Origin of the sequence: Pyxidicoccus trucidator (assembly GCF_010894435.1) — a bacterium.
GTDB lineage: Bacteria > Myxococcota > Myxococcia > Myxococcales > Myxococcaceae > Myxococcus > Myxococcus trucidator.
On record NZ_JAAIXZ010000037.1, the window covers coordinates 1 to 25,395 of the forward strand.

Annotated in this window: 38 protein-coding genes; 34 read left to right on the forward strand and 4 right to left on the reverse strand. The window is 67.7% G+C overall.

The window, feature by feature from the left end; all coding sequences use genetic code 11:
- The 31 genes from G4D85_RS47745 to rplQ all read left to right on the forward strand — a co-directional run.
- A partial coding sequence (locus G4D85_RS47745; protein ID WP_240359504.1) for an EF-Tu C-terminal domain-related protein occupies nucleotides 1-659 on the forward strand: 659 nt, incomplete at its 5' end.
- A gap of 200 nt (nucleotides 660-859) precedes the next feature.
- Nucleotides 860-1,168 (forward strand): 30S ribosomal protein S10, encoded by a 309-nt coding sequence (gene rpsJ / locus G4D85_RS47750; protein WP_002633608.1) that lies wholly within the window; start codon nucleotides 860-862, stop codon nucleotides 1,166-1,168.
- Between the two features lie 53 nt (nucleotides 1,169-1,221).
- Nucleotides 1,222-1,845, forward strand: coding sequence for a 50S ribosomal protein L4 (gene rplD, locus G4D85_RS47755; protein ID WP_164021696.1), 624 nt, complete (start codon nucleotides 1,222-1,224; stop codon nucleotides 1,843-1,845).
- The gene (locus G4D85_RS47760; protein ID WP_164021698.1) at nucleotides 1,842-2,135 is read left to right on the forward strand and encodes a 50S ribosomal protein L23; all 294 of its coding nucleotides are present in this window, start codon (nucleotides 1,842-1,844) and stop codon (nucleotides 2,133-2,135) included. The genes rplD and G4D85_RS47760 overlap by 4 nt, the downstream gene beginning before the upstream one ends.
- Nucleotides 2,136-2,171: 36 nt before the next feature.
- Complete coding sequence (gene rplB / locus G4D85_RS47765) at nucleotides 2,172-3,017, forward strand: 50S ribosomal protein L2 (protein ID WP_164021700.1); 846 nt, start codon at nucleotides 2,172-2,174, stop codon at nucleotides 3,015-3,017.
- A 14-nt stretch (nucleotides 3,018-3,031) separates the two neighbouring features.
- Nucleotides 3,032-3,319: a 30S ribosomal protein S19 gene (gene rpsS, locus G4D85_RS47770; protein ID WP_046714300.1), complete on the forward strand. Its 288-nt coding sequence runs from the start codon at nucleotides 3,032-3,034 to the stop codon at nucleotides 3,317-3,319.
- 35 nt (nucleotides 3,320-3,354) lie between these two features.
- The gene (gene rplV, locus G4D85_RS47775; protein WP_164021702.1) at nucleotides 3,355-3,702 is read left to right on the forward strand and encodes a 50S ribosomal protein L22; all 348 of its coding nucleotides are present in this window, start codon (nucleotides 3,355-3,357) and stop codon (nucleotides 3,700-3,702) included.
- 41 nt (nucleotides 3,703-3,743) lie between these two features.
- Complete coding sequence (gene rpsC / locus G4D85_RS47780; RefSeq protein WP_002633602.1) at nucleotides 3,744-4,406, forward strand: 30S ribosomal protein S3; 663 nt, start codon at nucleotides 3,744-3,746, stop codon at nucleotides 4,404-4,406.
- A 66-nt stretch (nucleotides 4,407-4,472) separates the two neighbouring features.
- Complete coding sequence (rplP, locus tag G4D85_RS47785) at nucleotides 4,473-4,892, forward strand: 50S ribosomal protein L16 (RefSeq protein WP_163989320.1); 420 nt, start codon at nucleotides 4,473-4,475, stop codon at nucleotides 4,890-4,892.
- Nucleotides 4,893-4,937: 45 nt separating this feature from the next.
- Nucleotides 4,938-5,156: a 50S ribosomal protein L29 gene (gene rpmC, locus G4D85_RS47790; protein WP_205519442.1), complete on the forward strand. Its 219-nt coding sequence runs from the start codon at nucleotides 4,938-4,940 to the stop codon at nucleotides 5,154-5,156.
- Nucleotides 5,157-5,237: 81 nt separating this feature from the next.
- The gene (gene rpsQ, locus G4D85_RS47795; protein WP_171818071.1) at nucleotides 5,238-5,564 is read left to right on the forward strand and encodes a 30S ribosomal protein S17; all 327 of its coding nucleotides are present in this window, start codon (nucleotides 5,238-5,240) and stop codon (nucleotides 5,562-5,564) included.
- 66 nt (nucleotides 5,565-5,630) lie between these two features.
- Entirely contained in the window at nucleotides 5,631-5,999 is a 369-nt protein-coding gene (rplN, locus tag G4D85_RS47800; RefSeq protein WP_164021706.1) for a 50S ribosomal protein L14, read from the forward strand.
- A gap of 42 nt (nucleotides 6,000-6,041) precedes the next feature.
- Nucleotides 6,042-6,377 (forward strand): 50S ribosomal protein L24, encoded by a 336-nt coding sequence (gene rplX / locus G4D85_RS47805; protein WP_164021708.1) that lies wholly within the window; start codon nucleotides 6,042-6,044, stop codon nucleotides 6,375-6,377.
- A 180-nt stretch (nucleotides 6,378-6,557) separates the two neighbouring features.
- On the forward strand, nucleotides 6,558-7,211 hold the full coding sequence (gene rplE, locus G4D85_RS47810) for a 50S ribosomal protein L5 (protein ID WP_164021709.1): 654 nt from the start codon (nucleotides 6,558-6,560) through the stop codon (nucleotides 7,209-7,211).
- Between the two features lie 18 nt (nucleotides 7,212-7,229).
- Nucleotides 7,230-7,415, forward strand: a complete 186-nt coding sequence (locus G4D85_RS47815; RefSeq protein ID WP_015350175.1) for a type Z 30S ribosomal protein S14 — start codon at nucleotides 7,230-7,232, stop codon at nucleotides 7,413-7,415.
- A gap of 189 nt (nucleotides 7,416-7,604) precedes the next feature.
- Nucleotides 7,605-8,003, forward strand: a complete 399-nt coding sequence (gene rpsH / locus G4D85_RS47820; protein ID WP_164021711.1) for a 30S ribosomal protein S8 — start codon at nucleotides 7,605-7,607, stop codon at nucleotides 8,001-8,003.
- A gap of 64 nt (nucleotides 8,004-8,067) precedes the next feature.
- Nucleotides 8,068-8,634 (forward strand): 50S ribosomal protein L6, encoded by a 567-nt coding sequence (gene rplF, locus G4D85_RS47825; RefSeq protein WP_164021713.1) that lies wholly within the window; start codon nucleotides 8,068-8,070, stop codon nucleotides 8,632-8,634.
- A gap of 108 nt (nucleotides 8,635-8,742) precedes the next feature.
- Nucleotides 8,743-9,099, forward strand: coding sequence for a 50S ribosomal protein L18 (gene rplR, locus G4D85_RS47830; RefSeq protein WP_164021715.1), 357 nt, complete (start codon nucleotides 8,743-8,745; stop codon nucleotides 9,097-9,099).
- A gap of 22 nt (nucleotides 9,100-9,121) precedes the next feature.
- Nucleotides 9,122-9,643 (forward strand): 30S ribosomal protein S5, encoded by a 522-nt coding sequence (gene rpsE / locus G4D85_RS47835; RefSeq protein ID WP_163989304.1) that lies wholly within the window; start codon nucleotides 9,122-9,124, stop codon nucleotides 9,641-9,643.
- Nucleotides 9,644-9,645: 2 nt separating this feature from the next.
- Nucleotides 9,646-9,915 carry a 50S ribosomal protein L30 gene (rpmD, locus tag G4D85_RS47840; RefSeq protein WP_164021717.1) on the forward strand — a complete coding sequence of 90 codons (270 nt, stop codon included), beginning with the start codon at nucleotides 9,646-9,648 and terminating at the stop codon, nucleotides 9,913-9,915.
- 13 nt (nucleotides 9,916-9,928) lie between these two features.
- Entirely contained in the window at nucleotides 9,929-10,456 is a 528-nt protein-coding gene (rplO, locus tag G4D85_RS47845; protein WP_164021719.1) for a 50S ribosomal protein L15, read from the forward strand.
- 133 nt (nucleotides 10,457-10,589) lie between these two features.
- Nucleotides 10,590-11,936 (forward strand): preprotein translocase subunit SecY, encoded by a 1,347-nt coding sequence (secY, locus tag G4D85_RS47850; protein WP_164021722.1) that lies wholly within the window; start codon nucleotides 10,590-10,592, stop codon nucleotides 11,934-11,936.
- A gap of 162 nt (nucleotides 11,937-12,098) precedes the next feature.
- Nucleotides 12,099-12,746, forward strand: coding sequence for an adenylate kinase (locus tag G4D85_RS47855; RefSeq protein ID WP_164021723.1), 648 nt, complete (start codon nucleotides 12,099-12,101; stop codon nucleotides 12,744-12,746).
- Nucleotides 12,747-12,840: 94 nt separating this feature from the next.
- Nucleotides 12,841-13,599 (forward strand): type I methionyl aminopeptidase, encoded by a 759-nt coding sequence (gene map, locus G4D85_RS47860; RefSeq protein WP_164021726.1) that lies wholly within the window; start codon nucleotides 12,841-12,843, stop codon nucleotides 13,597-13,599.
- 152 nt (nucleotides 13,600-13,751) lie between these two features.
- The gene (gene infA, locus G4D85_RS47865) at nucleotides 13,752-13,970 is read left to right on the forward strand and encodes a translation initiation factor IF-1 (protein ID WP_002614803.1); all 219 of its coding nucleotides are present in this window, start codon (nucleotides 13,752-13,754) and stop codon (nucleotides 13,968-13,970) included.
- A gap of 73 nt (nucleotides 13,971-14,043) precedes the next feature.
- Nucleotides 14,044-14,160 (forward strand): 50S ribosomal protein L36, encoded by a 117-nt coding sequence (gene rpmJ / locus G4D85_RS47870; protein ID WP_002633586.1) that lies wholly within the window; start codon nucleotides 14,044-14,046, stop codon nucleotides 14,158-14,160.
- Between the two features lie 54 nt (nucleotides 14,161-14,214).
- Nucleotides 14,215-14,598: a 30S ribosomal protein S13 gene (gene rpsM, locus G4D85_RS47875; RefSeq protein WP_163989292.1), complete on the forward strand. Its 384-nt coding sequence runs from the start codon at nucleotides 14,215-14,217 to the stop codon at nucleotides 14,596-14,598.
- Nucleotides 14,599-14,661: 63 nt separating this feature from the next.
- Nucleotides 14,662-15,105: a 30S ribosomal protein S11 gene (gene rpsK, locus G4D85_RS47880; RefSeq protein WP_164021728.1), complete on the forward strand. Its 444-nt coding sequence runs from the start codon at nucleotides 14,662-14,664 to the stop codon at nucleotides 15,103-15,105.
- A gap of 71 nt (nucleotides 15,106-15,176) precedes the next feature.
- Nucleotides 15,177-15,803 carry a 30S ribosomal protein S4 gene (rpsD, locus tag G4D85_RS47885; protein WP_164021730.1) on the forward strand — a complete coding sequence of 209 codons (627 nt, stop codon included), beginning with the start codon at nucleotides 15,177-15,179 and terminating at the stop codon, nucleotides 15,801-15,803.
- Nucleotides 15,804-15,961: 158 nt separating this feature from the next.
- Nucleotides 15,962-16,984, forward strand: a complete 1,023-nt coding sequence (locus G4D85_RS47890) for a DNA-directed RNA polymerase subunit alpha (RefSeq protein WP_164021732.1) — start codon at nucleotides 15,962-15,964, stop codon at nucleotides 16,982-16,984.
- Nucleotides 16,985-17,163: 179 nt separating this feature from the next.
- Nucleotides 17,164-17,589, forward strand: coding sequence for a 50S ribosomal protein L17 (gene rplQ, locus G4D85_RS47895; protein WP_164021734.1), 426 nt, complete (start codon nucleotides 17,164-17,166; stop codon nucleotides 17,587-17,589).
- Between the two features lie 88 nt (nucleotides 17,590-17,677).
- Here rplQ and G4D85_RS47900 read toward each other — a convergent pair whose 3' ends face one another.
- The 3 genes from G4D85_RS47900 to G4D85_RS47910 form a co-directional block, all read right to left on the reverse strand.
- Nucleotides 17,678-18,235 carry a hypothetical protein gene (locus G4D85_RS47900; RefSeq protein WP_240359943.1) on the reverse strand — a complete coding sequence of 186 codons (558 nt, stop codon included), beginning with the start codon at nucleotides 18,233-18,235 and terminating at the stop codon, nucleotides 17,678-17,680.
- Nucleotides 18,236-18,406: 171 nt separating this feature from the next.
- Nucleotides 18,407-19,795 (reverse strand): tetratricopeptide repeat protein, encoded by a 1,389-nt coding sequence (locus G4D85_RS47905; protein ID WP_164021739.1) that lies wholly within the window; start codon nucleotides 19,793-19,795, stop codon nucleotides 18,407-18,409.
- Between the two features lie 12 nt (nucleotides 19,796-19,807).
- Nucleotides 19,808-20,602 (reverse strand): lysophospholipid acyltransferase family protein, encoded by a 795-nt coding sequence (locus tag G4D85_RS47910; RefSeq protein ID WP_164021741.1) that lies wholly within the window; start codon nucleotides 20,600-20,602, stop codon nucleotides 19,808-19,810.
- 236 nt (nucleotides 20,603-20,838) lie between these two features.
- Here G4D85_RS47910 and G4D85_RS47915 point away from each other — a divergent pair, with 236 nt between their 5' ends.
- Genes G4D85_RS47915 through G4D85_RS47925 form a run of 3 tightly spaced genes read left to right on the forward strand, consistent with a single transcriptional unit; the run spans nucleotide 20,839 to nucleotide 24,382 of the window.
- Nucleotides 20,839-21,453 carry a deoxynucleoside kinase gene (locus G4D85_RS47915; RefSeq protein ID WP_164021743.1) on the forward strand — a complete coding sequence of 205 codons (615 nt, stop codon included), beginning with the start codon at nucleotides 20,839-20,841 and terminating at the stop codon, nucleotides 21,451-21,453.
- Nucleotides 21,453-22,625 (forward strand): DUF2314 domain-containing protein, encoded by a 1,173-nt coding sequence (locus tag G4D85_RS47920; protein WP_164021745.1) that lies wholly within the window; start codon nucleotides 21,453-21,455, stop codon nucleotides 22,623-22,625. Before G4D85_RS47915 ends, G4D85_RS47920 begins: the two co-directional genes overlap by 1 nt.
- A gap of 53 nt (nucleotides 22,626-22,678) precedes the next feature.
- Nucleotides 22,679-24,382, forward strand: a complete 1,704-nt coding sequence (locus G4D85_RS47925) for a sigma-54-dependent Fis family transcriptional regulator (protein ID WP_164021747.1) — start codon at nucleotides 22,679-22,681, stop codon at nucleotides 24,380-24,382.
- 51 nt (nucleotides 24,383-24,433) lie between these two features.
- On the opposite strand, the gene G4D85_RS47930 is transcribed toward G4D85_RS47925, so the two are convergent.
- Nucleotides 24,434-25,351 carry a DMT family transporter gene (locus tag G4D85_RS47930; protein WP_240359944.1) on the reverse strand — a complete coding sequence of 306 codons (918 nt, stop codon included), beginning with the start codon at nucleotides 25,349-25,351 and terminating at the stop codon, nucleotides 24,434-24,436.
- Between the last annotated feature and the right edge of the window lie 44 nt (nucleotides 25,352-25,395).

The window sequence follows — 25,395 nt, forward strand, 5'->3', positions numbered from 1 at the left end:
CGCTGGAGGGTGACACCAGCGACATCGGCGAGCCGTCCATCCTGAAGCTGATGGAGGCGGTGGACAGCTACATCCCCACCCCGGTGCGCGCCACCGACAAGCCCTTCCTGATGCCGGTGGAAGACGTCTTCTCCATCGCCGGCCGTGGTACGGTGGCGACGGGTCGCGTCGAGCGCGGCATCGTCAAGGTGGGCGAGGAAGTCGAAATCGTCGGCCTGCGCCCCACGCAGAAGACCGTCGTGACGGGCGTGGAGATGTTCCGCAAGCTGCTGGACCAGGGCATGGCGGGCGACAACATCGGCGCGCTGGTGCGTGGCCTGAAGCGTGAGGACCTGGAGCGCGGCCAGGTGCTGGCCAAGCCGGGCAGCATCACCCCGCACACCAAGTTCAAGGCGCAGATCTACGTGCTGTCGAAGGAGGAGGGTGGCCGTCACACCCCGTTCTTCAAGGGTTACCGTCCCCAGTTCTACTTCCGCACCACGGACGTGACGGGCACGGTGAAGCTGCCGGACAACGTGGAAATGGTGATGCCGGGCGACAACATCGCCATCGAGGTGGAGCTCATCACCCCGGTGGCCATGGAGAAGGAGCTGCGCTTCGCTGTTCGCGAGGGCGGCCGCACCGTGGGTGCAGGCGTCGTGGCGGAAATCATCGAGTAGTAGGTCCCTTCCGGCTCCCTGGGAACCCCATTCCGGGGCGATTTCAGGGAGCCGGAGGAAATCCAGTTGCATACCCCCGGGGCGGGATGGTAATCACCGCGCCCCTTCGTTCCGAAGAAACGGCTCTGTGAAATCCAGGGGACGTAAGTCGTAACGCCGCCCGAGGCACAGGCAGGGCTCGTTCTAAGAGGTTCTTGCGAATGGCGACACAGAAGATCCGCATCCGGTTGAAGGCGTACGACTCGAAGCTCCTGGATCAGAGTGCCGGGGAGATCGTCGAGACTGCCAAGCGCACGGGCGCGAAGGTGGCCGGCCCGATTCCCCTGCCGACGCGCATCAACAAGTTCACGGTGCTGCGGTCCCCGCACGTGGACAAGAAGAGCCGCGAGCAGTTCGAGATCCGCACGCACAAGCGCCTGCTCGACATCCTCGAGCCCACGCAGCAGACGCTGGATGCGCTCATGAAGCTGGATCTGTCGGCTGGTGTTGACGTCGAGATCAAGTCCTAGGAAGCGGGTGGGCGTCCGAGTGGTTTCACTCCGACCCCCGCGAGGAAAGTGCCATGGCGAAGTTTGACGTTGTCGACCTGGATTTGAAGAAGGTGTCGGAGATCGAGCTCTCCGACGACGTGTTCGGCGCGGAGCCGAACACCCACCTCTTTTACGAGGTGGCGAAGATGCAGCAGATCAACCGGCGTCGCGGCACGGTCGGGGTGAAGAACACCTCGCTGGTCAGCGGCGGCGGCAAGAAGCCCTGGAAGCAGAAGGGCACCGGTCGCGCCCGCCAGGGCTCCATCCGCGCTTCCCACTGGGTGGGCGGCGGCAAGGCGATGGCTCCCAAGTCGCGCGACTACTTCTACCGCCCGCCCCGCAAGGTGCGCCGCGGCGCCCTGAAGTCCGCGCTGTCCCTCCGGGCCCGCGAGAAGACCCTCATCATCCTGAGCGGCTTCTCCCTGGACGCGCCGAAGAGCAAGCAGGCCTTCGAGGTCCTCACCAAGCGCCTGAAGCTGAAGAACGCGCTGGTGATTGACGACAAGGGCAACACCAACCTGCACCGCAGCGTGCGCAACCTGGCGAAGTTCGACGTGCTGCCTCCCGAGGGGCTCAACCTCGAGGCCGTCCTGCGGCACTCGCACATCGTCCTCACCTCCGCGGCCGCGAAGACCCTCGAGGGGGCGCTGTCATGAATCTCACCGACGTCATCAAGGGCCCGCTCATCACCGAGAAGCTGGACAAGGCCCGCGAGAAGTTCCGCCAGTACTCGTTCATCGTCGACCGCAAGGCCACCAAGCACGACGTGGCCCGCGCGGTGGAGACGCTCTTCAAGGTCACCGTCGAGGGCGTTCGTACGAACGTCGTCCGCGGCAAGATCAAGCGGGTTGGCAAGAGCATCGGCAAGCGGCCCAACTTCAAGAAGGCCGTCGTCACCCTGAAGCAGGGCGATTCGATTGAGCTCTTCGAGGGAGGGGCGGCCTGACGCTACGGCGTCGAGCCTGCCTGCGAGGAAAACACCATGGGCATCAAGAAGTACAAGCCGACTAGCGCCGCCCGCCGTCACATGACGGTGTCCGACTTCGCGGACATCACCAAGGACTCGCCCGAGAAGGCCCTCACCGAGCCTCTCAAGCGGTCCGGTGGCCGCAACGTCCACGGGCACATCACCCGGCGTCACCAGGGTGGCGGTCACAAGCGCCGCTACCGCGTCATCGACTTCAAGCGTCGCGACAAGGACGGCGTGCCGGCCAGGGTCGCCGCGGTGGAGTACGACCCGAACCGCACCGCCAACATCGCGCTGCTGCACTACGCCGACGGCGAGAAGCGCTACATCCTCGCTCCCGTGGGCCTGAGCGTGGGTGACACCCTGTTCGCCGGCGAGACGGCGGACATCCGTCCGGGCAACAGCCTGCCGCTGCAGAACATCCCGGTGGGTACCGTCATCCACAACGTGGAGCTGAAGCCGGGCCGTGGCGCCCAGGTCATCCGCTCCGCCGGAACCTCGGGGCAGCTGATGGCGAAGGAGGGCCGCTACGCGCAGGTGCGTATGCCTTCCGGCACCGTCCGCATGGTCCTCATCGAGTGCCGCGCCACCGTTGGCCAGGTGGGCAACATCGAGCACGAGATCATCCGCATCGGCAAGGCGGGTAAGAGCCGCTGGCTGGGCATTCGTCCCACCGTCCGTGGTCTGGCGATGAACCCGGTCGACCACCCGCACGGCGGTGGCGAAGGCAAGTCCGGTCAGGGTAATCCGCATCCGGTGTCGCCGTGGGGCAAGAAGACCAAGGGCCTCACCACGCGCACCAACAAGCGCACTGACAAGTTCATCGTGAGCGGCCGCCGCCAGGGCGCGCGCAGCCAGTAAGAGGATCGCAAGTCATGGCTCGTTCGATCAAGAAGGGTCCGTTCGTCGATGATTTCCTCGTGAAGAAGATCGAGGACATGATCAAGACGAACAAGAAGACGGTCGTGAAGACGTGGTCGCGGCGCTCCACCATTCTTCCGGAGTTCGTCGGTCACACCTTCGCGGTGCACAACGGGAAGAAGTTCATCCCGGTGTTCGTCACGGAGAACATGGTGGGCCACAAGCTCGGCGAGTTCGCCCCGACGCGTACGTTCGGCGGTCACTCGGCGGAGAAGAAGGTCGCCAAGGCCCCGGGCAAGTAGCCTGGTGCATTGCCTGAGAGCCTGAGGAGAAGACCATGGAGTCGACTGCACATCTGCGTTTCCTGCGCATGAGCCCCCGCAAGATTTCCACCGTTGCGGCGCTCATCCGGGGCAAGCCTGTCGAGGCGGCCCTCAACATCCTGAAGTTCACCAAGCGCGCCGCGGCCAAGCCGGTGGAGACGCTCATCAAGAGCGCCGTGGCCAACGCGACGGACAAGTCCAAGGGGCAGGTCGACGTGGATACCCTCTACGTCAAGACCATCTCCGTGGATCAGGGTCCCACCCAGCGCCGCTTCATGCCGCGCGCCATGGGCCGGGCGACCCCCATCAAGAAGAAGACCGCCCATATCCATCTGGTGCTGGCCGAGGCCAAGAAGAAGTAGGACCCGTCGGGCCCCGCCCGGAACGTTCAAGGAGATTCACGTTGGGACAGAAAGTTCATCCGATCGGGTTCCGGCTTGGCGTCATCAAGACCTGGGACTCCAAGTGGTTCGAGCACAAGAACTACGCGCAGTGGCTCCATGAGGACATCCGCATCCGCGAGTTCGTGAAGAAGTCGCTGAACCACGCGGGCGTGTCCAAGGTGGAGATCGAGCGCGCGGCGAACAAGGTGAAGGTCAACGTCCACACCGCGCGGCCGGGCATCGTCATCGGCAAGCGTGGCGCGGGCATCGAGACGGTGAAGAAGGACCTGCAGCAGTTCACCAAGAACGAGGTCTTCCTCAACATCGTCGAGGTCCGCAAGGCCGAGACTGACGCCCAGCTCGTGGCGGAGAACATCGCCACGCAGCTCGAGCGCCGCATCGCCTTCCGCCGCGCCATGAAGAAGGCCCTGCAGACGGCGATGAAGTTCGGCGCCAAGGGCATTCGCGTGGCCTGCTCGGGCCGTCTCGGTGGCGCGGAGATGGCGCGCTACGAGTGGTACCGCGAGGGTCGCGTGCCCCTGCACACCCTGCGTGCGGACATCGACTACGGCTTCGCCGAGGCCAAGACGACCTACGGCAAGATTGGTTGCAAGGTCTGGGTCTGCAAGGGCGAGGTCCTCCCGGGCAAGGGCGGCCAGGCCCCGATGCCCTCCAACCGGTAATCTTCCCACCCGCGCCGGACGTGCCCGTGAGGGTCGTCCGGGGCAGGGCGGCCAAGGACAGCGACGATGCTTCAGCCTGCTCGTACCAAGTACCGCAAGATGCACAAGGGCCGCACCCCGGGCGCCGCTCACCGTGGCAGCGACATGACGTACGGTGAGTACGGCCTGGTCAGCCTCCAGCCGGGGTGGATCACCTCCCGGCAGATCGAGGCGGCTCGTATCGCGATGACGCGCCACGTGAAGCGTGGCGGCAAGATCTGGATTCGTATCTTCCCGGACAAGCCCATCACCAAGAAGCCCGCCGAGACTCGAATGGGTACCGGTAAGGGCGGCGTGGAGTACTACGTCGCGGTGGTGAAGCCCGGCCGTATCCTCTACGAGATGGAGGGTATGACGCGCGAAGTGGCCACCGGGGCGCTGAAGCTGGCGCAGGCGAAGCTGCCCGTGCTCACGAAGATCGTGACGCGCGCGGACCTGAGCCTCTAGGCATACAGCGGCGGGGGTCGGCCTCTGGTCGGCTCCCGCGCGCATGTGGAGACTGCAATGGCGACTGCGAAGGAACTGAAGGAACTGTCCGCGGAGGACCTGCAGCGGCGCGCGACTGAGCTGCGCGACACGCTGTTCCAGGACCAGCTGAAGCGGCGTACGGGCTCGCTGGACAGCCCGGCCGAGCGCACCCAGCACCGCCGCGACCTGGCTCGCGTGCTGACCGTCATGACCCAGAAGGTCAAGGCGGCCAAGCAGGGCTGAGAAGTCAAACCTCCAAGCGCGCTCGTGTGGTAGTGAGCGCGCGCGGCCATCCGGGGCCAACCCCCGGGTGCATGAGAGACAGTGAGACCGAAGATGGCTGAAGCGACCGAGACGCCCACTCCCGAGACCTCCACCCGCGGCCGTCCCAAGACGCGCGTGGGGATTGTCACCTCCAACAAGATGCAGAAGACGGTCGTGGTCACCGTCCAGCGCCGTGCTCCCCACCCGAAGTACGGGAAGATCATGAGCCTGCGCGAGAAGTACAAGGCGCACGTCGAGGACCACGACTATCCGAAGAAGATCACCATCAACGAGGGTGATCGGGTCCGGATCGCCGAGACCAAGCCCGCCTCGAAGGACAAGCGGTGGCGGGTGGTCGAGGTGCTGGAGAAGAGCAAGAACGTCTAGCACGCACGCCTCTCCGCGCGGCCGTGAGGCGGCGCGGGGCGGTCCCCGGCGACAGGAGATTCCCAGATGATTCAGATGACGAGCGTGCTCGACGTTGCCGACAACTCGGGCGCGAAGAAGGTGTTCTGCATCAAGGTGCTCGGCGGTTCGAAGCGCAAGTACGCGTCCATCGGCGACGTCATCGTCGTGTCGATTCGCGAGGCGCTGCCCAACTCGAAGGTGAAGAAGGGTGACGTGGCCAAGGCCGTCATCGTCCGCACCAAGCGCGAGGTGGGTCGTCCCGACGGCAGCTACATCAAGTTCGACGGCAACTCCGCGGTCCTCATCAACAAGGACATGGAGCCCATTGGTACGCGCATCTTCGGGCCGGTGGCCCGTGAGCTCCGCGCCCGCAAGTTCATGAAGATCATCTCGCTGGCGCCCGAAGTCCTCTAGAGGACCGCAGGCCGGACGGCGAGCAGCCAGGGAGAGGTAGCCATGCAGAAGCTGAAGGTAGGAGACACGGTCCAGGTCATGGCCGGGGCCGAGGCCTCCGAGAAGAACCCGGCGACCAAGCGCGGCAAGATCCTGAAGATCGATCGCGAGGCAGAACGCGTGACGGTCGAAGGACTGCGCCTGGTGAAGCGGCACATGAAGAAGACGCCGCAGAGCCCGGAAGGTGGCATTGTCGAGAAGCCCGGCACCATCGCCCTGGCCAATGTCCAGGTGGTGTGCGCCAAGTGCGACAAGCCGACGCGAGTCGGCTTCCGTACCGAGGGTGAGGAAGGGAAGAAGAAGCGGTTCTGCAAGAACTGCGACGCCCTCATTGACTAGGTGACCGCCTTGGTGCATGTATGCGCGCCCTTCGCCCTCCCGGGTGGGAGGGAAGGTGGGCGTGCAGGCATGGAGGGCCCGTGGAGCATTCGGGGCCCTCGCGGTGTTTCCAGGTTCCATACGAAGGACTGATCGGGCGCGCTGGGTCCACGACGGCGCTCCGAAGCAGAGGACAGGACGATGGCTGACGAGAAGAAGCCCGAGCAGAAGGAAAAGAAGGTCAAGCGGGGCAAGAAGGAAGAGGCCAAGAAGGTTGGCTTCGCGGCGAACATCGAGGAAGGCCTCGAGTCCAAGCCGGCCCGCATGAAGGTCCGCTTCTTCAAGGAGGGCGTGCCCGCTCTCATGAAGGAGCTGAACCTGAAGAACCCGATGCAGGTGCCCCGGCTGGAGAAGATCGTCGTCAACATGGGTCTGGGCGAGGCGCTCGCCAACAACAAGATCCTGGAGTCGGCGGTGGACCAGCTCGCGGCGATCACCGGCCAGAAGCCGATCGTCACGCGCGCCCGCAAGTCCATCGCGAACTTCAAGCTGCGCCAGGGCCAGGCCATCGGCACCGCCGTCACCCTGCGTGGCGCGCGCATGTACGAGTTCATGGACCGCCTCATCACCGTGGCGCTCCCGCGCGTGCGTGACTTCAAGGGCGTGTCCCCCAAGGCTTTCGACGGGAAGGGCAACTACACGCTCGGTGTCCGCGAGCAGATCATCTTCCCTGAGATCAACTACGACCAGATCGAGAAGGTGAAGGGGCTCAACATCAGCTTCGTCACCACGGCCAAGAACGATGAGCAGGGGCTGGCGCTGATGCGTCACTTCGGCATGCCGTTCCGCCAGTAGCCAAGGACACCCAGAAACATGGCCAAGCTCTCCAAGATTGCCCAGGCAAAGCGCAAGCCGAAGTTCGCCGTGCGCCAGTACAACCGCTGCCCGCTCTGCGGCCGGCCCCGTGCGTTCCTGCGCAAGTTCAAGATGTGCCGTATCTGCCTCCGCAACCGCGCCCTGCGCGGTGAGATTACCGGCGTCACCAAGTCGTCCTGGTAGTCGGAAGGGCAGGGCGCCTGGTAGGCCCGAAAGGGCAGGCAGGCGCCCAGGGCGCGCTCCTCACCGAGCGTGTCCAGGAAGTTCCGCTGTACGGAAGTGGCAGTCGCCGCGAACCCCCGGGATGGGCCCGGCAGGCGTGGCGGTTGCGAACGCGGCTCCCTGACGGGCGCCGCCTCGGAAGGTATCTTCATGCCGGTCAATGATCCCGTCGGCGACATGCTGACCCGCCTGCGCAACGCTTCGCGTGCGCGGCACGACAAGGTTGTCATCCCCCACTCGAAGCTCAAGCTTGAGGTCATCAAGGTCCTCAAGGACGAGGGCTACATCGGGGAGTTCACCGTCCACGAGCTCGCGCCGCAGAACGAGATCACCGTGCAGCTGAAGTACGGTCCGGACCGTGCGCCGGCCATCACCGGCATCCGCCGCGTGTCGAAGCCGGGTCTGCGCCGCTACGTGGCGGTTCGCGAGATTCCCCAGGTGCTGGGTGGTCTGGGCGTCTGCATTCTCTCCACCTCGCGCGGCATCATGGTGGACTCCGAGGCTCGCAAGCAGAAGGTCGGCGGCGAGCTGCTCTGCACCGTCTACTAGCCAGCCGCCCCGGAGTGGCGCCCCGCGAGGGAGCGCCCCCAGGGCAGACAGGACCGAGGCAACCATGAGTCGGATTGGAAAACTGGCAATCAAGCTCGGCGACAAGACGAAGGCCAACGTCGCCGGCCAGCAGGTGAACTTCGAGGGCCCCAAGGGCAAGCTGTCGGTGAAGCTGCCCGCCCGGGTCAAGGTGGAGATCAAGGACGGTCAGGTGACGGTCGCGCGTGAGGATGACTCGCGCGAGGCCCGCAGCCTGCACGGCCTGACGCGCACCATCCTCGCCAACGCCGCCAAGGGCGTGTCCACGGGCTTCGAGAAGAAGCTGGACATCCGCGGCGTCGGTTTCCGCGCCGAGGTGAAGGGCAAGGCCATCCACTTCTCCCTGGGCTACTCGCACCCGGTGGTGTTCAACCTGCCCGAGGGCGTGACGGCCGAGGTCGACAAGGCTTCCCGCACCGAGGACAGCCTGCCCACCGTGGGCCTGACGCTGCGCTCTGCGGACAAGGAAGTGCTGGGTGCCACGGCGGTGAACATCCGCTCGCTGCGCCCGCCCGAGCCCTATAAGGGCAAGGGCATCAAGTACTCCGAGGAGCGCATCCGTCGCAAGGAGGGCAAGACCGGAACGACCTAGTCGTCCCGTCTGTCCTGAGTGTTCCATACCCCGCCGGGCCGAAGAGGCCTGGCGGCATCATCCGGTGGCGGAAGGCCGCATCGCCGCCGGACGGACAAGGAAGCAGCCATGGCAAGCAAGATCGAGCAGCGCCTCAAGAGGAAGACCCGCATCCGCAAGAAGCTGTCGGGCACGACAGAGCGGCCGCGGCTTACCGTCTACAAGAGCCTCAAGCACATCTACGCCCAGGTGGTGGACGACACCACGGGACGCACCCTCGCGTACGCTTCGTCGCTGTCCAAGGACCTGAAGGGTCAGGACGAGGGCGACAAGAAGGCGGACGCGAAGCGCGTGGGCGCCCTGATTGCGCAGAAGTGCAAGGCTGCCAACGTCGAGGCGGTGGTGTTCGACCGCAACGGCTTCCCCTATCACGGGCGCATCGCCGCCGTGGCCGACGCCGCGCGCGAGGCCGGTCTGAAGTTCTAAGACTTCGAAAGGAATCCCCCAAGTGGCAACTCCGATCAATCCGAACGATCTGGACCTCACCGACCGCGTGGTGAACATCAACCGCGTGGCCAAGGTCGTGAAGGGCGGCCGTCGTTTCTCGTTCGCCGCCCTGGTGGTGGTGGGGGACGGCGCCGGACACGTAGGCGTCGGCCTGGGCAAGGCCAACGAGGTCCCCGAGGCCATCCGCAAGGGTGGCGAGAACGCGAAGAAGAACCTGTTCCGGGTTCCGCTGATGGGTCACACCATCCCGCACGAGGTGCTCGGGCACTTCGGCGCCGGCTGGGTGCTCCTGAAGCCGGCCAGCCAGGGTACGGGCGTCATCGCCGGCGGCGCGGTTCGCGCGGTGCTGGAGGCGGCGGGCATCCGCAACATCCTGACCAAGAGCCAGGGCTCGCGGAATCCCCACAACGTGCTGAAGGCCACGGTGGCGGGCCTGAAGATGCTGCGCAGCGCGGAGCAGGTGTCGCGGCTGCGTGGCAAGGACGTCGAGGCGACGAAGCTCGCCGGCGAGCAGAGGACCTAACCATGGCGCTCAAGGTCAAGCTGGTGAAGAGCTTTTCGGGGTCGTCCGGCGAGATGCTGGACACCATCCGTGGGCTGGGCCTGAAGAAGTTTGGCGAGGAGCGGCTCCTGAAGGACACCCCGTCCGTTCGCGGCATGGTGTTCAAGGTGAAGCACCTGGTGAGCCTGGAGACGGTTGCCGATGAGGCGCCGGCCCCCAAGCGTCGCAAGCCGCGCAAGGTCGCTCTGAAGGAGCGGACCCGCGCGTACCAGGCCAAGCAGGGCAAGGCCTGAGAGGATTGAGACGATGAGCACTCTGCACGATCTGAAGCGTCCGTCGCGCTCGTGGCACCGCAAGAAGCGCGTGGGCCGCGGCCAGGGTAGCGGCCTTGGCAAGACGGCCGGCCGCGGTGGCAAGGGCCAGAAGGCCCGCAGCGGCAACATGCGGTTTGAAGGCTTCGAGGGTGGCCAGAGCCCCCTGCAGCGCCGTCTGCCGAAGTTCGGCTTCAACTCGCCCAACCGCACCGTGTACGCGGTGGTGAACCTGGCGGACGTCGAGGCGCACTTCGACGCTGGCGCCACGGTGGACGAGGCCTCGCTGAAGCAGGTGGGCCTGGTCAAGGGCCGCTATGACGGCGTGAAGCTGCTGGCCCAGGGCGGGCTGACCAAGAAGGTCACCGTTCGCGTCCACAAGGCCTCCGAGGCGGCGAAGTCCGCCGTCCAGCAGGCGGGCGGCGCCGTCGAGGAGCTGCCGCTGATGGCCCACAAGCCGGAAGCGGCCGCCAAGGCGCACTCTGGTAAGGGCGTCAAGGCGCCCCGGCAGCCCAAGGCCTAGCGTGTCGGGCGCGCATCACTTGTCGGTGGTGCGCGCCTTTTCGCTTGTGTAGGCTTCTGCGCCCCTTTCCCGTCCGTGGAACAGGGGCGTTTTGTCGTCCTGGCAGAACCCTCACGAAGAGGATGGCTACCCCGTGGCTCTGAACGCCTTCGCCAACGTCTTCCGTATCGCGGAGCTGCGCAGTCGTCTTGCGTACACGCTCCTGCTGCTGGGCGTCTATCGCCTCGGCATCTTCATCAACACGCCGGGCGTGGACCGCGCGGCGATGAACGCGTTCATGGACGCCCAGAAGCAATCGGGCGGTCTCGTGTCGCTGTTCAATCTCTTTTCCGGCGGCGCGCTGGAGCAGATGTCCATCTTCGGTCTGGGCATCATGCCGTACGTCAGCGCCTCCATCATCATGCAGCTGCTGGCGGTGGTGGTGCCCAGTCTTGAGCGACTGCAGAAGGAGGGCGCCGGCGGGCGGCAGAAGATCAACCAGTATACCCGCTACTTCACCATCGTCCTGTCCGTCGTCCAGGGCATCGGCATCTCCCGGTGGCTGGCGTCGCTCGGCCGCTCCGATGGCGGGCAGAGCGGGTTTACCCAGGTGGTCGTTCCCAACGACAGCGTCTGGTTCACCTTCATGACGGTCATCAGCCTGACGGCCGGCACCGCCTTCATCATGTGGCTGGGTGAGCGCATCACCGAGCGCGGCATCGGCAACGGCATCTCGCTCATCATCTTCGCGGGCATCGTCGCCGGCTTGCTCCCGGGCGCCAAGACGCTGCTGGACCTGACGCGCCAGGAGGTCATCGCCGTCGCCGAGGTGCTGGCGCTGGTGGCCTTCATGCTGCTCATCGTCGGCGCGGTGGTCTACGTCGAGCGGGGCATGAGGCGCATCCCCATCCAGTACGCCAAGCGGATGGCGGGGCGGCGGATGTTCGCGGGGCAGGCCACGTACTTCCCGATGAAGGTGAACACCTCGGGCGTGATTCCGCCCATCTTCGCCGGCGCGGTGCTGTCCTTCCCGGCCACGCTGGGTACCTGGTTCCCGTTCCTCCAGGACTTCCAGCGCGCCATCGAAGGCAACCTGTGGATCTACAACGGGCTGTTCGTCCTCATGGTCATCTTCTTCGCGTACTTCTACACGGCGCTGACGTTCCGGCCGGATGACGTGGCGGACAACATCAAGAAGCAGGGCGGCTACATCCCCGGCATCCGTCCGGGCCGCCAGACCGCGGAGTTCATCGAGCGGACGCTCAACCGGCTCACGTTCGGTGGGGCCATCTACCTGGCCGTCATCTGCGTGATTCCTTCCGTCATCAGCGGCCTGCTGGGGGTGCAGTTCACCTTCGGCGGCACGGCGCTGCTGATTGTCGTGGGTGTGGCGCTGGACACGGTGCAGCAGATTGAAGGCCACCTCATCAGCCGCAACTACGAGGGCTTCGCGGGTCCGCGCGGTCCGCGCATCCGCGGCCGGGTGCGCGTGGCGGCCTGAGTCACAAGGCTTGCGTTCCGGGCGCCTCTCCCCGTCGCGGGGAGGGGCGCCTCGTCGTTCCAGGGCAATGTCGTTCAAGGGTATTCGGTGGTGCACACGGGGGGCGCTCGGAGGTTTGTGGCCGATGACTTCCGTGCCTTCCTTCGGAGCTGAGAGGAGCACATGAACCTGATCCTGTTGGGGCCGCCGAACGCGGGGAAGGGTACCCAGTCGAAGAAGCTGTACGGGGACTTCCACATCCCGCAGATCTCCACCGGTGACATCCTCCGCAAGGCAGTGGCGGACGGGACGGAGCTGGGGAAGGTCGCGGGCCCGCTGATGGCCGCGGGCCAGTACGTGCCGGATGACGTCGTCATCGGCATTGTCGAGGAGCGCCTGAAGCAGCCGGACGTGGCCAAGGGCTTCGTGCTGGACGGCTTCCCGCGCACTCCCGGCCAGGCGGAGGCGCTGGACAAGATGCTGGCGCGGCTGGGCAAGAAGCTCGACGCCGTCATCTCGCTGGAGGTGCCGCACGCCAAGCTGGTGGAGCGCGGCTCGGGGCGGCGGGTATGCCCCGTCGATGGCAGCGTCTACCACGTCTACCAGAGCCCCCCGAAGCGGGCGGGTTACTGCGACAAGTGCAACACGGGGCTCGTCCAGCGGCCGGACGACATGCCGGACGTCATCGAGAAGCGCCTGCAGAAGTACGACGCCGAGACGGCGCCGCTGAAGGCCTTCTACGAGAAGAAGGGCGTGCTCAAGAGCGTGGACGGTGTGGGCTCGCCAGAGGGCATCTACGAGGAGATCAAGGCCGCCGCGGGGAAGGGCTGAGCGGAGGCCGGGCGGGCGGGGAGGGCGCGCTTGCGGCGCCTGGCCCCGCTGGCCACCCGTTCCCTGGAGGCCCGGGTGGCCCCGGGACGCGTGAATGAGCGAGCCAGGCATCAAGAGCCGGGACGAGATTGCCCTGATGCGGCAGGCGGGGCGCATCGTCTGCGAGGTCCTGGACGCGCTCGAGCAGGCCGTGGCGCCTGGAATCACGACCTGGGAGCTCGACGCCCTGGCGGCGAAGCTGACCGCCGAGAAGGGAGCCAGGCCGGCGTTCAAGGGGTACCTTGGCTTCCCGTGTGTGCTGTGTGCCTCCGTCAACGAGGAGGTGGTCCATGGCATCCCCAGCAAGCGGCGGAAGCTGGCCGAGGGTGACCTGATGAAGCTCGACTTCGGTGTGGTGTACCGGGGCTTCTTCGGGGACTCGGCGCGGACGGTGCTGGTGGGGAAGGTGAGTCCGGAGGCCCGGGCGCTGGTGGAGACCACCCGGGAGTCGCTGAACAAGGCCATTCAAGCCATGCGGCCGGGCAACCACCTGGGGGACATCGGTCATGCGGTGCAGCGCCACGTGGAGGCACGGGGGTTCTCGGTGGCCCGGGGCTTCACGGGGCACGGGATTGGTCGCAAGCTCCACGAGCACCCCCAGGTGCCCAACCACGGCCAGGCGGGCTCGGGGATGAAGCTCCGCCCGGGCATGGTCCTGGCGGTCGAGCCCATGGTCAACCAGGGGACCGACGAAGTGGAGATCCTGGAAGACGAGTGGACAGCGGTGACGGCGGACGGGAAGCTGTCCGCCCACTTCGAGCACACCATCCTCATCACGGATCGTGGCCCCGAGGTCCTGACGCGCAGGTCCTGAGGCGTCCGTGACTGCGGGTGAAATAGCTTGATGTTATGGGGGGTTGGTAGGAATCCGAGTTTTAGCTGCGCGCGGCGCTTGCCACTTGCGGACCAAAGTGCTATCCCGCCGCGCTTCCAAGAGGTTCGTGGTCCGGGAAGAGAGTCTGACGCTTGCCGAAGGATGATTCCATCGAAGTCGAGGGGACGGTGATGGAGCCCCTCCCCAACGCGATGTTCCGCGTGGTGCTGGACAATGGCCACAAGGTGCTCGCGCACATTTCGGGCAAGATGAGGATGCACTTCATCCGCATCCTTCCCGGTGACAAGGTGAAGGTCGAGCTGTCTCCGTACGACCTGACGCGCGGTCGGATCACGTACCGGGCGAAGTAGAAGGGCCGGACCCGTCGGGAATGGCGGGTGGCCCGCTGTGCTTTTCTTTTGCTGAGGAAGGAAGTTCGCTCCAATGAAGGTACGGGCGTCCGTCAAGAAGATCTGCGACAAGTGCAAGGTTGTTCGTCGCAAGGGTATCGTGCGCGTCATCTGCGCCTCCAACCCGCGTCACAAGCAGCGCCAGGGCTAACGGCCAAGCGGCCGTTGGCTTCAGACCAACTCCACCCACGAAGGAATACCGAAGATGGCTCGTATCGCCGGCATCGATCTGCCGCCCAACAAGCGTGCAGTGATCTCGCTCCAGTACATCTACGGGATCGGCAACAAGTCCGCGCAAGACATCATCGAGGCGGCGGGCATCGATCCCACCACCCGGACCAAGGACCTCACCGAGGAGCAGGCCCGTAAGATCCGCGAGATCATCGAGGCCAGCTACAAGGTGGAGGGTGACCTGCGTCGCGAGGTCACCATGAACATCAAGCGTCTGATGGACCTGGGCTGCTACCGGGGTCTCCGTCACCGCAAGGGCCTGCCCGTTCGTGGCCAGCGCACCCATACCAACGCGCGTACCCGCAAGGGTCCGAAGCGCGGCATCGTCCGGGCCAAGCCGGCCGCTCCGGCTCGCTAAACCCTCCAGCGTGGGTCCCCTCGAGGGGCCCGCGTCGATCACCTTTCAGGAGCAGCAACGCACATGGCTGACGAGACCAATACTTCGGCTGCGGCGCCCGCGGGCGCCGAGGGTGCCGAAGCCCCTGCCGCGAAGAAGGCCAAGCGCAAGGGCAAGAAGAGCATCCTCAATGGCGTGGTCCACATCCAGTCCACGTTCAACAACACCATCATCACGATCACGGACATCTCCGGGAACGTGATCTCCTGGTCCTCGGCCGGGGCGCGTGGCTTCAAGGGAAGCCGCAAGTCCACCCCGTTCGCCGCCCAGGTGGCCGCCGGCGATGCCGCGGCGAAGGCGATGGAGCACGGCCTGAAGAACGTGTCCGTGTTCGTGAAGGGCCCTGGCGCGGGCCGCGAGTCCGCGCTGCGCGCGCTGGCTGCCGCTGGCCTGAAGATCAACCTCATCCGCGACGTGACGCCCATCCCGCACAACGGGTGCCGTCAGCCCAAGCGCCGCCGCGTCTAACCCCTTCGTCCGGGCCGCCCCCGCGCCTCGCGGTGTGAGGGCGGCTCCAGATCACCTCTAAGGACCGCTCAATGGCTCGTTACACCGCCAGCGCCTGCCGCATCTGCCGGCGCGAAAACCTCAAGATGTACCTCAAGGGCGACCGTTGCTACACGGACAAGTGCGCTATCGAGCGCCGCCCCTATCCCCCGGGTCAGCATGGCCAGGGCCGCGTGAAGTTCTCCGGCTACGGCGTGCAGCTGCGCGAGAAGCAGAAGGTCAAGCGCATGTACGGCCTGCTGGAGAACCAGTTCCGCGGCTACTACCACCGCGCGTCCGCCGCCAAGGGCAAGACGGGTGAGAACCTGCTCCAGCAGCTGGAGCTCCGTCTGGACAACGTGGTGTTCCGCATGGGCTTCGCGGACACCCGCGCCGAGGCGCGCCAGCTGGTGCGTCACGGCCACTTCCAGGTGAATGGCCGCAAGGTCAACATCCCGTCCTTCTCGGTCAAGCCGGGCAGCGCGGTGGAAGTGGTGGAGAAGAGCCGCAAGGTGCTCCGCATCTCCGAGGCGCTGGAGACGGTGGACCGTCGTGGCGTTCCGCAGTGGATCTCCCTGGACAAGAAGGCGTTCAAGGGCACCGTGTCGTCCGCGCCGAACCGCGAGGACCTGACCATGCCCATCCAGGAGCAGCTGATCGTCGAGCTCTACTCGAAGTAAGCCGCTCCGGACGTTGCAGTGAGGACGCCCTGGCCGATACATGAGGCCGGGGCGTCGTGCTTTATCGCAGGTGCTTCACCGCAGTCCCCGCGTGCCCATCCTCCCGCCAGCCTGGTGGGTAAGTCGGTGGTGGCGCACGACAACAGGAGCCGTACACCATGGCAGATACGTTCGTTGCGAAGAACTGGCGTGACCTCATCAAGCCGCGCCGCATGGAGGTGGATCAGGACAGCCTGACTCCCACCTACGCGAAGTTCGTCGCCGAGCCGCTGGAGCGCGGCTTTGGTACGACGCTGGGCAACTCGCTGCGGCGGGTGCTCCTGTCGTCCCTCCAGGGCGCGGCCATCACCGCGGTGAAGATCGAGGGCGTGGACCACGAGTTCACCACCATCCCCGAGGTGTCCGAGGACGTCACGGACGTCGTGCTGAACCTGAAGGAAGTCCTCCTTCGGATGCACACGAACGAGACGAAGACGCTCCGCATCGAGGCGGAGGGCCCCAAGGAGGTCAAGGCCGGTGACATCATCACCGACCCGGACACGGAGATCCTCAACCCGGGCCACCACATCTGCACCATCTCCGAGGGCGGCAAGCTGCGCCTGGAGCTGACGTGCCGCCGCGGCCGTGGCTACACGCCGGCCAACTCCAACAAGGTGGCGGGTGCGCCCATCGGCACCATCCCCATCGACTCGCTGTTCTCGCCCATCCGCAAGGTGAACTACCAGGTCACCAACGCGCGCGTCGGGCAGGTCACCGACTTCGACAAGCTGTCGCTCGAGGTCTGGACGGACGGCTCCGTGTCCCCCCAGGACGCGGTGGCGTACGCGGCGAAGATCATGAAGGAGCAGCTCACCGTCTTCGTGAACTTCGACGAGACGGAGGAGCCCGTCGTCGCCGAGGCGCCGAAGGAGGAGGCCAAGCTCAACGAGAACCTCTTCCGCTCGGTGGACGAGCTGGAGCTGTCGGTTCGCTCGGCCAACTGCCTGCAGCAGGCGAACATCAAGACCATCGGCGATCTGGTGCAGCGCACCGAGGCGGAGATGCTCAAGACGAAGAACTTCGGCCGCAAGTCCTTGAAGGAGATCAAGGAGATCCTCGCGGAGATGGGCCTGTCGCTGGGCATGAAGCTGGAGAACTGGCCGCCGAAGCAGGCGCCGGCGCCCGCGCAGCCGAAGGCGTAGAGTCTTTCGCGGTTCCTCCCCGCGCGCCGCGGGCACGGCAGTCAGCGGCGTGAGGGGAGGGGGCCTGGGACGTCGTTCCAGACCCGAACAGCAGTGGCGGGCCCCGTGCCGGGTCCGCCCTTCCCACCCGGTACCTTGTACGGCCGGAGTGGTTGGGCCCCCGGGCCTGGAGCAGGACGATGCGCCACAAGGTCGGACAAAGGAAGCTGCACCGCACCACGAGCCACCGGCTCGCGATGCTCAACAACATGGTCACCTCGCTCCTCGAGCACCAGGCGATCCGCACCACGGTCCCCAAGGCGAAGGAAGCCCGGAAGATCGCGGAGCGCATCATCACGCTCGGCAAGAAGGGTGGCCTGTCGAACGTGCGTCTCGCGGCCCGTACGGTGAAGAACCGCGACGTGCTGCAGAAGGTCTTCAGCGAGTACAAGGACCGGTACGCCACGCGTCCCGGTGGCTACACCCGCCTCATCCGGCTCGGCTTCCGCCGCGGTGACGCCGCGGAGATGGCCCTGCTGGAGCTGGTGGACCGGCCCGCGACGAAGGCCGCACCCGTCGACACCGAGGGTGGCGAGGCTGCCGCCGACGAGGCGAAGGCCGAGTAGCCGTTCCGCTTCCCGCGCCCTTCCGTGAGGAGGGGCCGGGGGCAACACGAGGGCGCTCCTCCCAACCGGGAAGGGCGCCCTTCGTGTTTCAGCGCTTGGGCCCCAGGAGCTGCCGCCACTGCTCGCGGAGGTCCTCGGTGAGGTCCGCGCTGTCATCGCGGGTGCGCATCTGCAGCGTGTTGAAGCGCAGATCCGCGGGCGCGGCGCCCTTCATGCCCTGGAGCTGCTTGGGCGTAATCGTCATGGACTGCCCCGGCGGGACGATGGGCACCGCGGACTGGTACTCGCCGTTGACGGTGACGACGACCTCTTCCCAGGCCGCGTCGCTCTCGTTGTGGATGGTGAGCGAGGGCCGGTCCAGCTTGTCGCTGAGCACCAGGCGCGCGTCCATGTCACCCGTCTGCACGGTGCTGCCAGGGCAGGCGATGGCGAAGCTCGCGGCCGTCATCACCAGCCAGCCGGCGACGATGGAGGCCTTGTACTTGAAGAACCTGTCCCGCTGCCGGAAGTCCGCCGTCAGCTCCTTCAGGACGGAGACGGCGTTGAGGAGGTGGTTGGAGGCCTCGCCCGCGAGGCGCTTGCCCAGGGGGCCGTCCACCTTCTCCTTCTGGAGGGGCGCCGAGCGCGCCGCCGTCATGACACGCATGCCGGGACTTGTCGGGGTGCGCGGCATGCCCGGCGTCGACGGAGCCCGGGGCATGCCCGGGTTGGTGGGCGTCCGCGGTGGCGGCGTACCGGGCTGCTGGGACGCTGTCTTCGGAGGCTTGGGCGCGTCGCTCATCGGACACCGAGTGTAGAGGGCCGGGCCCGCTGGTGGCTACTGCGCCTTGAGCTGCTGAAGCGCGCGGGAGGCCACTGCGTTCTCCGGCTGCGTCTCCAGCACCTTGCTCAGCCAGCGCTCGGCTTCCCCGGCCGCCGTCTTCCGCGTGTCCGGGCGCGAGGACTTCAGCGCCTGCTCGGTGAAGAGCAGCCCCAGCCGCAGGCTGAACTCCACGTTCTCCGGGTCCTTTTCGACCACGTGTCGCAGCTCCCGCTCGGCGGCCGGGTAGTCACCGTCGAGCTGGTACACGAGCGCCAGCTTGCCTCGCGGCGGCACGGCGTCCGGCTGCAGCGACACGGCGACGGTGAAGGCGTCGCGGGCGGCGGGCAGATCTCGCCGCTCCAGGTGCAGGTCGCCCAGGTGGAACCAGGCCGCGTCGAGCAGCGGGTGCAGGGCCACGGCCTTCTCGAAGGCGGCGCGGGCCGCGTCCGGGCGCTGGCGGGAGAGGTAGAGCTCGCCCAGGTAGAGCTGGTTCTTTCCGTCCCGGGGGGCGCGCTCGATGGCCTGCTTGAACTCGTCCACCGCGCGCCCGGCGTCGTCCAGGCGCTGGTAGGCCAGCCCCAGCAGCGCGTGCACCACGGCCAGGTCCGGGTAGTCCTGGAGGATTTCCTCGAAGGAGAGGATGGCGTGCTGGGGTGCGTCCAAATCCTTCAGGTAGCGCAGGCCCTCCTCCAGCTTCGCCTCGGCCGTCTTGGGGAAGCCGCCGAAGGGGTCGGAGATCTGCTCCATCAACGCCCGGGCCGTGGCCACCTCGGCGGGCGAGGGCCGGTTGCGCACCACCGCGCCCAGGGCCTCCACCGCGCCGCTGGCGTCGCCCGTGCGGTGCAGCGCCTTGGCCAGCGGCAGACGCCACCCCGCGCGCTCCGGGGCCAGCGCGGTGGCGCGGCGCAGGGGCTCCACCGCGGCGGTGTACTGCTCGGACTCCAGCCGCGCGAGGCCGAGGCGGTAGTGGTACTCGGCCGTGTCCGGCGCCAGGGCGATGGCGCGCTCGAAGGCGGCCACCGCCGGGGCTCCGGCGTCGCGGGCCCGCGAGAAGAGGGCGAGGCCCAGCATGTACTGGTCCACCGCGCGCTCCCCCGCGGCGAGGCGCGCCTGCAGTTCGGCGACCCACGCGTCCGTGCGGCCCGCCTTCACGTGGGCCTCCGTGAGCGAGCGGGCCACGTCCAGGTCCTCCGGCGCCTGGAGGTGCAGCTCCCGAAGCAGCTCGAGGGCCTTCTCCGGCTGGTTTTCCTCCAGGTACGCGCGGGCCCGGGAGCGTGAGTCCTGGGCGCGGGTGCCAGGGGTGGAGGCCGCGGTGTGGGCGTGCGTGCAGCCGGTGGCCACGCCCAGACAGAGCACGGCGGCGCGCAGCCAGGGGCGGGAGCGGAGGGGGCGGGTTGTCTTCACGGTCAGGACGTCTCAGGTAGAGGAGGAGGCGCGGGCGCGCGCGGTGCTGCGGCCCTCGATGCCCGCGGCGGCGACGGCGTCGTCCACGTCGCCGCCCAGGCCACCGAGCGACAGGCTGTCCTCGATGACCACCGCGCGCACCGCGCGGGCGAGCCCCTCGCGGTCATTCTCGGCGAAGCCGGTGGTGTCGATGGGCTTGCCAATCTTCACGCGGATGGGGCCGGGGGTGATGTTCCAGGTGGACTTGGGCATCAGCTTCCCGGAGCCCTCGATGGTGACGGGGCAGATGGGGACGCGAGCCTTCAGGGCCAGGGCGAAGGGGCCCTTCTTGAAGGGGAGGATGCGGCCGTCCGGAGAGCGGGTGCCCTCCGGGTAGAGGAAGATGCTCTTCCCGCTGCGAATCTTCTCCGCGGCCGCGTCCAGCGAGGCGATGGCCTTGGAGCGGTTGTCGCGGTTGACGAAGATGTGGCCGGCGAGCGCCAGGTACCAGCCGATGAACGGCACCCACCGGAGCTGGCTCTTTGCCACATAGCGGAAGGGAATCGGCACGGCCATGAAGTGCGCCGGGATGTCGATGGCGGACTGGTGGTTGGCCACGTAGATGGTGGGCCGCCTCGCGTCTACATTCTCTCCGCCGAGGACCTCCAGCTTCGCCCCGCCGGCCCACAGCAGCACCGGCGACCAGATTTTGCGGGCCACCCAGACCGAGTTCGCGGGGTTGACCGTCACCACCATGGCGAGAATGGCGAGGACGAAGCTGACCAGCGACCACACCACGGCCACCAAAATGCAAAAGAGCTTGCGCATCCCTCAGCCCCCCTCCTCGGGGCCGATGAGCCGGGCCTTTGGGTCTCCGGCCACATGAGCACGCCCCGCCCGCGCCTCTTCCCCGGCGGCCAGGCGGGCAGGCACACCCCTGGGGGTGGCGGCACCGGGCGCGCGGTGGGCAGGACGCGGAAGGGACATGCACTTCTTCTACCACGTCCTACCTACACGTTGTTTCTGGTGCGCGCAGCCTGGCGGGGTTACAAGCAAGGGTTGGCGTGGCCAGGAAAAAGTTCATCGCCATCGCGGGCAATATCGGCGCCGGGAAGACGGAGCTGACGTCCTTCCTCTGTCGGAAGTACGGGCTCACTCCGTCCTTCGAGCCCAACGACCAGAACCCGTATCTGGCCGACTTCTACAAGGACATGAAGACGTGGGCGTTCCGCTCGCAGCTCTTCTTCCTGACGCACAAGTTCCGCCTGCACCGGGAGCTCGAGCGCACGCCCGGTACCGTCCTCCAGGACCGGACGCTCTACGAGGACGCGGAGATCTTCGCCAAGAACCTCTACCGGCAGCGGCTCATCGACAAGCGCGACTGGAAGACGTACTGCGAGCTCTACGAGACCCTCTCCGAGTCGCTGCGGCCCCCGGACCTCATGATCTACCTCCGCTGCCCCGTGCAGACGCTGCGCGAGCGCATCCGCCTGCGTGGGCGCACCATGGAGAAGGACATCCCCACCCGTTACCTTCAGCGCCTGAATGCCCTGTACGAGGAGTGGTTCGAGGGTTACCAGTTGTCTCCGGTGCTCGTACTGGCCACGGACAAGCTCGACTACCTGACCAACCTGGTGGACCGCGTGGACCTCTTCCGACAGATTGAGAAGCACCTGTGATGGAGGTCTACCTCCTGGCCATCGAGCAGGATGGCCCGGCTCCGCTTGACGCGCTGCGTGCGTCCTTTGCCACGGACGACGTGGAGTTCACCCCGGACGAGGACGGCCAGGGCTTCACCCTGAAGGCGGACAGCTCCGAGGTGCTGGTGCGGCTGACGGTGGGGGCGGAGCACCTGCCGCGCTTCAGCAAGGAGGTCTTCAGCGGCAGCCCGGAGGCCTTCGAGCGCCTGGGGCGCTCCAAGGCGTTCTACCGGCTGTCCGTGGAGCCGGGCGGCTCCCAGCCCACGCTGCCGGTGTTCGAGGCGCTGTGGGCCGTGCGCACCCTGCTGGAGCACGTGCAGGGCGTGCTGGTGGACGTCACCGCCTTCAAGCTGCACGAGCCCGACGACGTGGTCGAAATCACCGAGCTGGACTTCGACATCCGGGACCATGTCCACCTCCACGCGGTGGAGGCGACGGAGGGCGACACGCCCCTGTGGGTCCACTCCCATGGGATGGAGAAGTTCGGGGCGCGCGATCTGGAGATCTTCCACCTGGCGGAGACCGACCTGCTGGCCGCGGAGAGCTTCCTCCACGAGCTGTGCACGGACCTGGCCTTCGGGCAGGGGCCGGCGCTGCGCTCGCAGGTGGGCACCAGCGAGGGGCAGACCTTCATGCTGGTGCCCTCCGAAGAGGCCCGCACCAACCTGCTGGGCGTGCCGCTGGACACCTTCGAGGGCCACGAGGGCCTCTTCCTCTCCGTGGTGTCTCCGGGGGGGCGGCACAACACGTCGCAGTTGCTGGCGCCGTACCGCGAGCGCTTCGAGAAGGAGCCCGAGGAGCAGACCCAGGCCATGCGCCGCGAGGCCCAGGCACTGCTGCCGTCGTTCCTCGCCCGCTTCCAGCGCAAGGGGCTGATGGAGCCGCTCACCTTCCTGGTGCGCGCCCCCTTCGACACCCACCCGGACGGTGGCACCGTGGTGGAGAACCTCTGGCTGGAGGTCATGGCCCGGGACGAGGGCAGCGTGGTGGGGAAGCTCATCGATGGTGCGGTGCACACCACGGAGTGGCGCAAGGGCGCACACGTGGAGGTAGATGAGACCCAGGTGAACGCGCTGGCCATCACCCGCGAGGGCCGTACGCTGGACGAGCGGGAGATCCGTGCGCTCCTGAACGCCGAACGGCCCATGTAGTGGAGCCAGGGAGCGCTTGCCCGCCGGTGGCGGAACGCTACGCTCCGCGCCCCATGCCCGCACTCCTGCTGCTCACCGGTCCTTCCGCGGGGCGCCGCTACGAGGTGCTCACGGAAGCGACGATCGGCCGCAGCCCGTCGTGTGAAATTCCCCTGGAGGATGACCAGGTCTCGCGCCGGCACGCGCTGATCACCCTGCACGAGGGCCAGGCACGGATCCGCGACTTGCGCTCCCGCAATGGGACGCTGGTCAACGGGGAGCTCCTCTCCGGCGAGGTGGTGCTGCAGCCCGGCGACCGCGTCCGCGTGGGAGCGACGACGGCCCTCTTCGATCCTCCGGCGGTGATGCTGGTGGAGGGCGGGCCCACGCTGGCCGGCCATGTCCCCATCGAAGAGGTGCTGCCGTACGTGGGCACGGCGGCGGCGATGTACTCGGCGGGTACCGCGCTGCTGGGCGCCACCAGCGAGGCCATGGTGCTGCGGCGGCTGGCGGACGAGGTGGCCCACGCGCTCAACGCGGACCGGGCGGCGGCGCTGCTGGGCGGCACCGGCGGACTCACCACCGCCTCGGTGGTGGGCGCGGAGGCGCTCACCGTGCCGCGCGCGATGGCCCAGGCGGCCCTGGAGCGCAAGGAGCTGAGCCAGTCCGACACCGCGCTGTGCGCGCCGCTGGTGGCCTCGGGAGGACTGCCCTTCGGCGTGCTGTACGTGACTCGCGCCGAGCCCGCCTTCACCGAGGGAGAGGGCCAATTGCTGGCGGCGCTGGGACGGCTGGGGGGCGAGGCGTACACGTCCATGCGCTCGCGCGTGGAGGCGGAGGCTCCGACGCTGGCGCTGGCGGGCACGTCGCGGCCGCTGCGGGCGCTGCTGGACGCGGTGAAGCGGGCCGCGGCGAGCGCCGCACCCGTGGTCGTCCACGGTGAGCCGGGGACGGGGAAGACGCTGCTGGCGCGGCTGCTCCACGCGCGCTCGCCCCGGGCGCTGGGGCCGGTGGTGGTGGTGGACTGCCGCCTGCCTCCCGAGGCCGTGGACGAGGCGCTCTTCGGCCGCGCCCGCGCGCCCGGACAGCCGCCGGTGACGTCCGCGCTGCTGCGCGCGGATGGGGGCTCGTTGCTGCTCCAGCACGTGGACGCCTTGCCGCGTCCCTCGGCGGAGCGGCTGGCGCGGTTCCTGGCGCGGCGGGCCGCTCCGGCGCGGCAGGGCGGCGAGGAGCCGGTGGACGTGCGGGTGCTGGCCACCGCGCCGGCGCCGCTGCCGCTGCTGGCCACCCGGGGCGAGGTGGAGCCTTCGCTCGCCCGGGGCCTCGCCGGCTTCGAGCTGGAGGTGCCGCCGCTGCGTGAGCGTCGCGCGGACGTGCTCGTGCTGCTGGAGGGCTTCACCACGCGCGCGGCGCGGCGCTCGCGCAAGGAGCCTCCGACGCTGGGGCCGGAGGCGCGGCGCCTGCTGGTGGACTACGCGTGGCCGCAGAACGTGCGCGAGCTGGAGCTGGTGGGCGAGCGGCTGGGGCTGCTGTACGCCGGGAGCCGGGTGGGCGCGCTGCACCTGCCTCCCGAAATCCAGGAGGGCGGTGCCGACACCGGCCCCCAGACGCTGCAGGCCCGCGTGGCCCGGCTGGAGCGTGACGCCATCGCCGAGGCCCTGCGTGAGGCGGGCGGCAAGAAGGTGCGCGCCGCGGCATCGCTCGGCATCAGCCGGCCCACGCTGGACAAGAAGATTGAGGAGTACGGCCTCGCCGTCGAGCGCGGCCGGCGCGGGTGAGGAAGCCTGCTCCTCACCGTCGAGCGCGGCCCACGGAGCTGATGGACGGGCCTACTTCCTCCGGCTGAGCAGCACGCCCGCCAGGATGAGGCCCGCGCCGACGATTTGCAGGACGGTGGGCTGCTCGCCGCGAACGGCCCATGCGGTGAGGGCGGCCACCACGGGGATGCCGGTGTTGTAGAGCGCGGCGCGGCTGCTGCCCACCCGCTGCACGGTGCGGCCCCAGATGAAGTACGAGAGCACCAGCGGCACCAGCGCCGAGTACACCACGCTCGCCCACGCACCGAAGTCGACGCGCGCGGTCTCCATTTCGAGCACCGCCGGCACTCCGGCGAGCACCACGACGGGTGCGCCCGTCAGCATGGTGATGGCGGTGATGCGCAGCGCGGAGATCTCCGTGCCCACGGAGCGGATGCCCACGGTGTAGACGGCCCAGCACAGGCCGCTGGCGAGGATGAGCCCATCGCCCAGCCACGTCGCCGCGCCCAGCTCGGGGCCCCTCGCGCCCACCACCAGCAGCATGCCCACCACGGCCAGAGACAGGCCCGTCACCAGCGGGCGCGTCAGCCGCTCCACGCCCAGCAGCGCGCCCAGCGCCGCCACCAGCACGGGCGTCCCCGCCGTGAGCAACCCGCTGTTCGCGGCAGTGGTGTGCGACAGGCCGAGGACGAAGCACAGCTGGTACACGGTGTTGCCCACCAGCCCGAGCGCGGTGAGCTTGAGGAACACCTTCATCGGCAGCGGCTTCCAGCCCTCCACCACCCACAGCAGCGCGCCCATGGCCACCGCGGCGATGGCGAAGCGCAGCGACATGAAGGCCAGGGGCGGAATGGTGCCCAGCGCCTCCTTCACCACCGTGTAGTTGGTGCCCCAGATGATGACCACGCCGATGATGGCCAGGTCGGACGCTGAGAACGCGCGGGCGGGGGCAGGACTGGCGACGGTGGTGGTGGCGGAGGAGGTTGACACGGCGGCCGACGCAATAGGGCGCGGCGCTCCCGCGTGCAAGCCGA

Coding starts and splice junctions, on each gene's coding strand:
- rpsJ (WP_002633608.1), top strand. CDS start 860: ATGGCGACACAGAAGATCCGCATCCGGTTGAAGGCGTACGACTCGAAG.
- rplD (WP_164021696.1), top strand. CDS start 1,222: ATGGCGAAGTTTGACGTTGTCGACCTGGATTTGAAGAAGGTGTCGGAG.
- G4D85_RS47760 (WP_164021698.1), top strand. CDS start 1,842: ATGAATCTCACCGACGTCATCAAGGGCCCGCTCATCACCGAGAAGCTG.
- rplB (WP_164021700.1), top strand. CDS start 2,172: ATGGGCATCAAGAAGTACAAGCCGACTAGCGCCGCCCGCCGTCACATG.
- rpsS (WP_046714300.1), top strand. CDS start 3,032: ATGGCTCGTTCGATCAAGAAGGGTCCGTTCGTCGATGATTTCCTCGTG.
- rplV (WP_164021702.1), top strand. CDS start 3,355: ATGGAGTCGACTGCACATCTGCGTTTCCTGCGCATGAGCCCCCGCAAG.
- rplP (WP_163989320.1), top strand. CDS start 4,473: ATGCTTCAGCCTGCTCGTACCAAGTACCGCAAGATGCACAAGGGCCGC.
- rplN (WP_164021706.1), top strand. CDS start 5,631: ATGATTCAGATGACGAGCGTGCTCGACGTTGCCGACAACTCGGGCGCG.
- rplX (WP_164021708.1), top strand. CDS start 6,042: ATGCAGAAGCTGAAGGTAGGAGACACGGTCCAGGTCATGGCCGGGGCC.
- rplE (WP_164021709.1), top strand. CDS start 6,558: ATGGCTGACGAGAAGAAGCCCGAGCAGAAGGAAAAGAAGGTCAAGCGG.
- G4D85_RS47815 (WP_015350175.1), top strand. CDS start 7,230: ATGGCCAAGCTCTCCAAGATTGCCCAGGCAAAGCGCAAGCCGAAGTTC.
- rpsH (WP_164021711.1), top strand. CDS start 7,605: ATGCCGGTCAATGATCCCGTCGGCGACATGCTGACCCGCCTGCGCAAC.
- rplF (WP_164021713.1), top strand. CDS start 8,068: ATGAGTCGGATTGGAAAACTGGCAATCAAGCTCGGCGACAAGACGAAG.
- rplR (WP_164021715.1), top strand. CDS start 8,743: ATGGCAAGCAAGATCGAGCAGCGCCTCAAGAGGAAGACCCGCATCCGC.
- rpmD (WP_164021717.1), top strand. CDS start 9,646: ATGGCGCTCAAGGTCAAGCTGGTGAAGAGCTTTTCGGGGTCGTCCGGC.
- rplO (WP_164021719.1), top strand. CDS start 9,929: ATGAGCACTCTGCACGATCTGAAGCGTCCGTCGCGCTCGTGGCACCGC.
- G4D85_RS47855 (WP_164021723.1), top strand. CDS start 12,099: ATGAACCTGATCCTGTTGGGGCCGCCGAACGCGGGGAAGGGTACCCAG.
- map (WP_164021726.1), top strand. CDS start 12,841: ATGAGCGAGCCAGGCATCAAGAGCCGGGACGAGATTGCCCTGATGCGG.
- rpmJ (WP_002633586.1), top strand. CDS start 14,044: ATGAAGGTACGGGCGTCCGTCAAGAAGATCTGCGACAAGTGCAAGGTT.
- rpsM (WP_163989292.1), top strand. CDS start 14,215: ATGGCTCGTATCGCCGGCATCGATCTGCCGCCCAACAAGCGTGCAGTG.
- rpsK (WP_164021728.1), top strand. CDS start 14,662: ATGGCTGACGAGACCAATACTTCGGCTGCGGCGCCCGCGGGCGCCGAG.
- rpsD (WP_164021730.1), top strand. CDS start 15,177: ATGGCTCGTTACACCGCCAGCGCCTGCCGCATCTGCCGGCGCGAAAAC.
- G4D85_RS47890 (WP_164021732.1), top strand. CDS start 15,962: ATGGCAGATACGTTCGTTGCGAAGAACTGGCGTGACCTCATCAAGCCG.
- rplQ (WP_164021734.1), top strand. CDS start 17,164: ATGCGCCACAAGGTCGGACAAAGGAAGCTGCACCGCACCACGAGCCAC.
- G4D85_RS47900 (WP_240359943.1), bottom strand. CDS start 18,235: ATGCGTGTCATGACGGCGGCGCGCTCGGCGCCCCTCCAGAAGGAGAAG.
- G4D85_RS47910 (WP_164021741.1), bottom strand. CDS start 20,602: ATGCGCAAGCTCTTTTGCATTTTGGTGGCCGTGGTGTGGTCGCTGGTC.
- G4D85_RS47920 (WP_164021745.1), top strand. CDS start 21,453: ATGGAGGTCTACCTCCTGGCCATCGAGCAGGATGGCCCGGCTCCGCTT.
- G4D85_RS47925 (WP_164021747.1), top strand. CDS start 22,679: ATGCCCGCACTCCTGCTGCTCACCGGTCCTTCCGCGGGGCGCCGCTAC.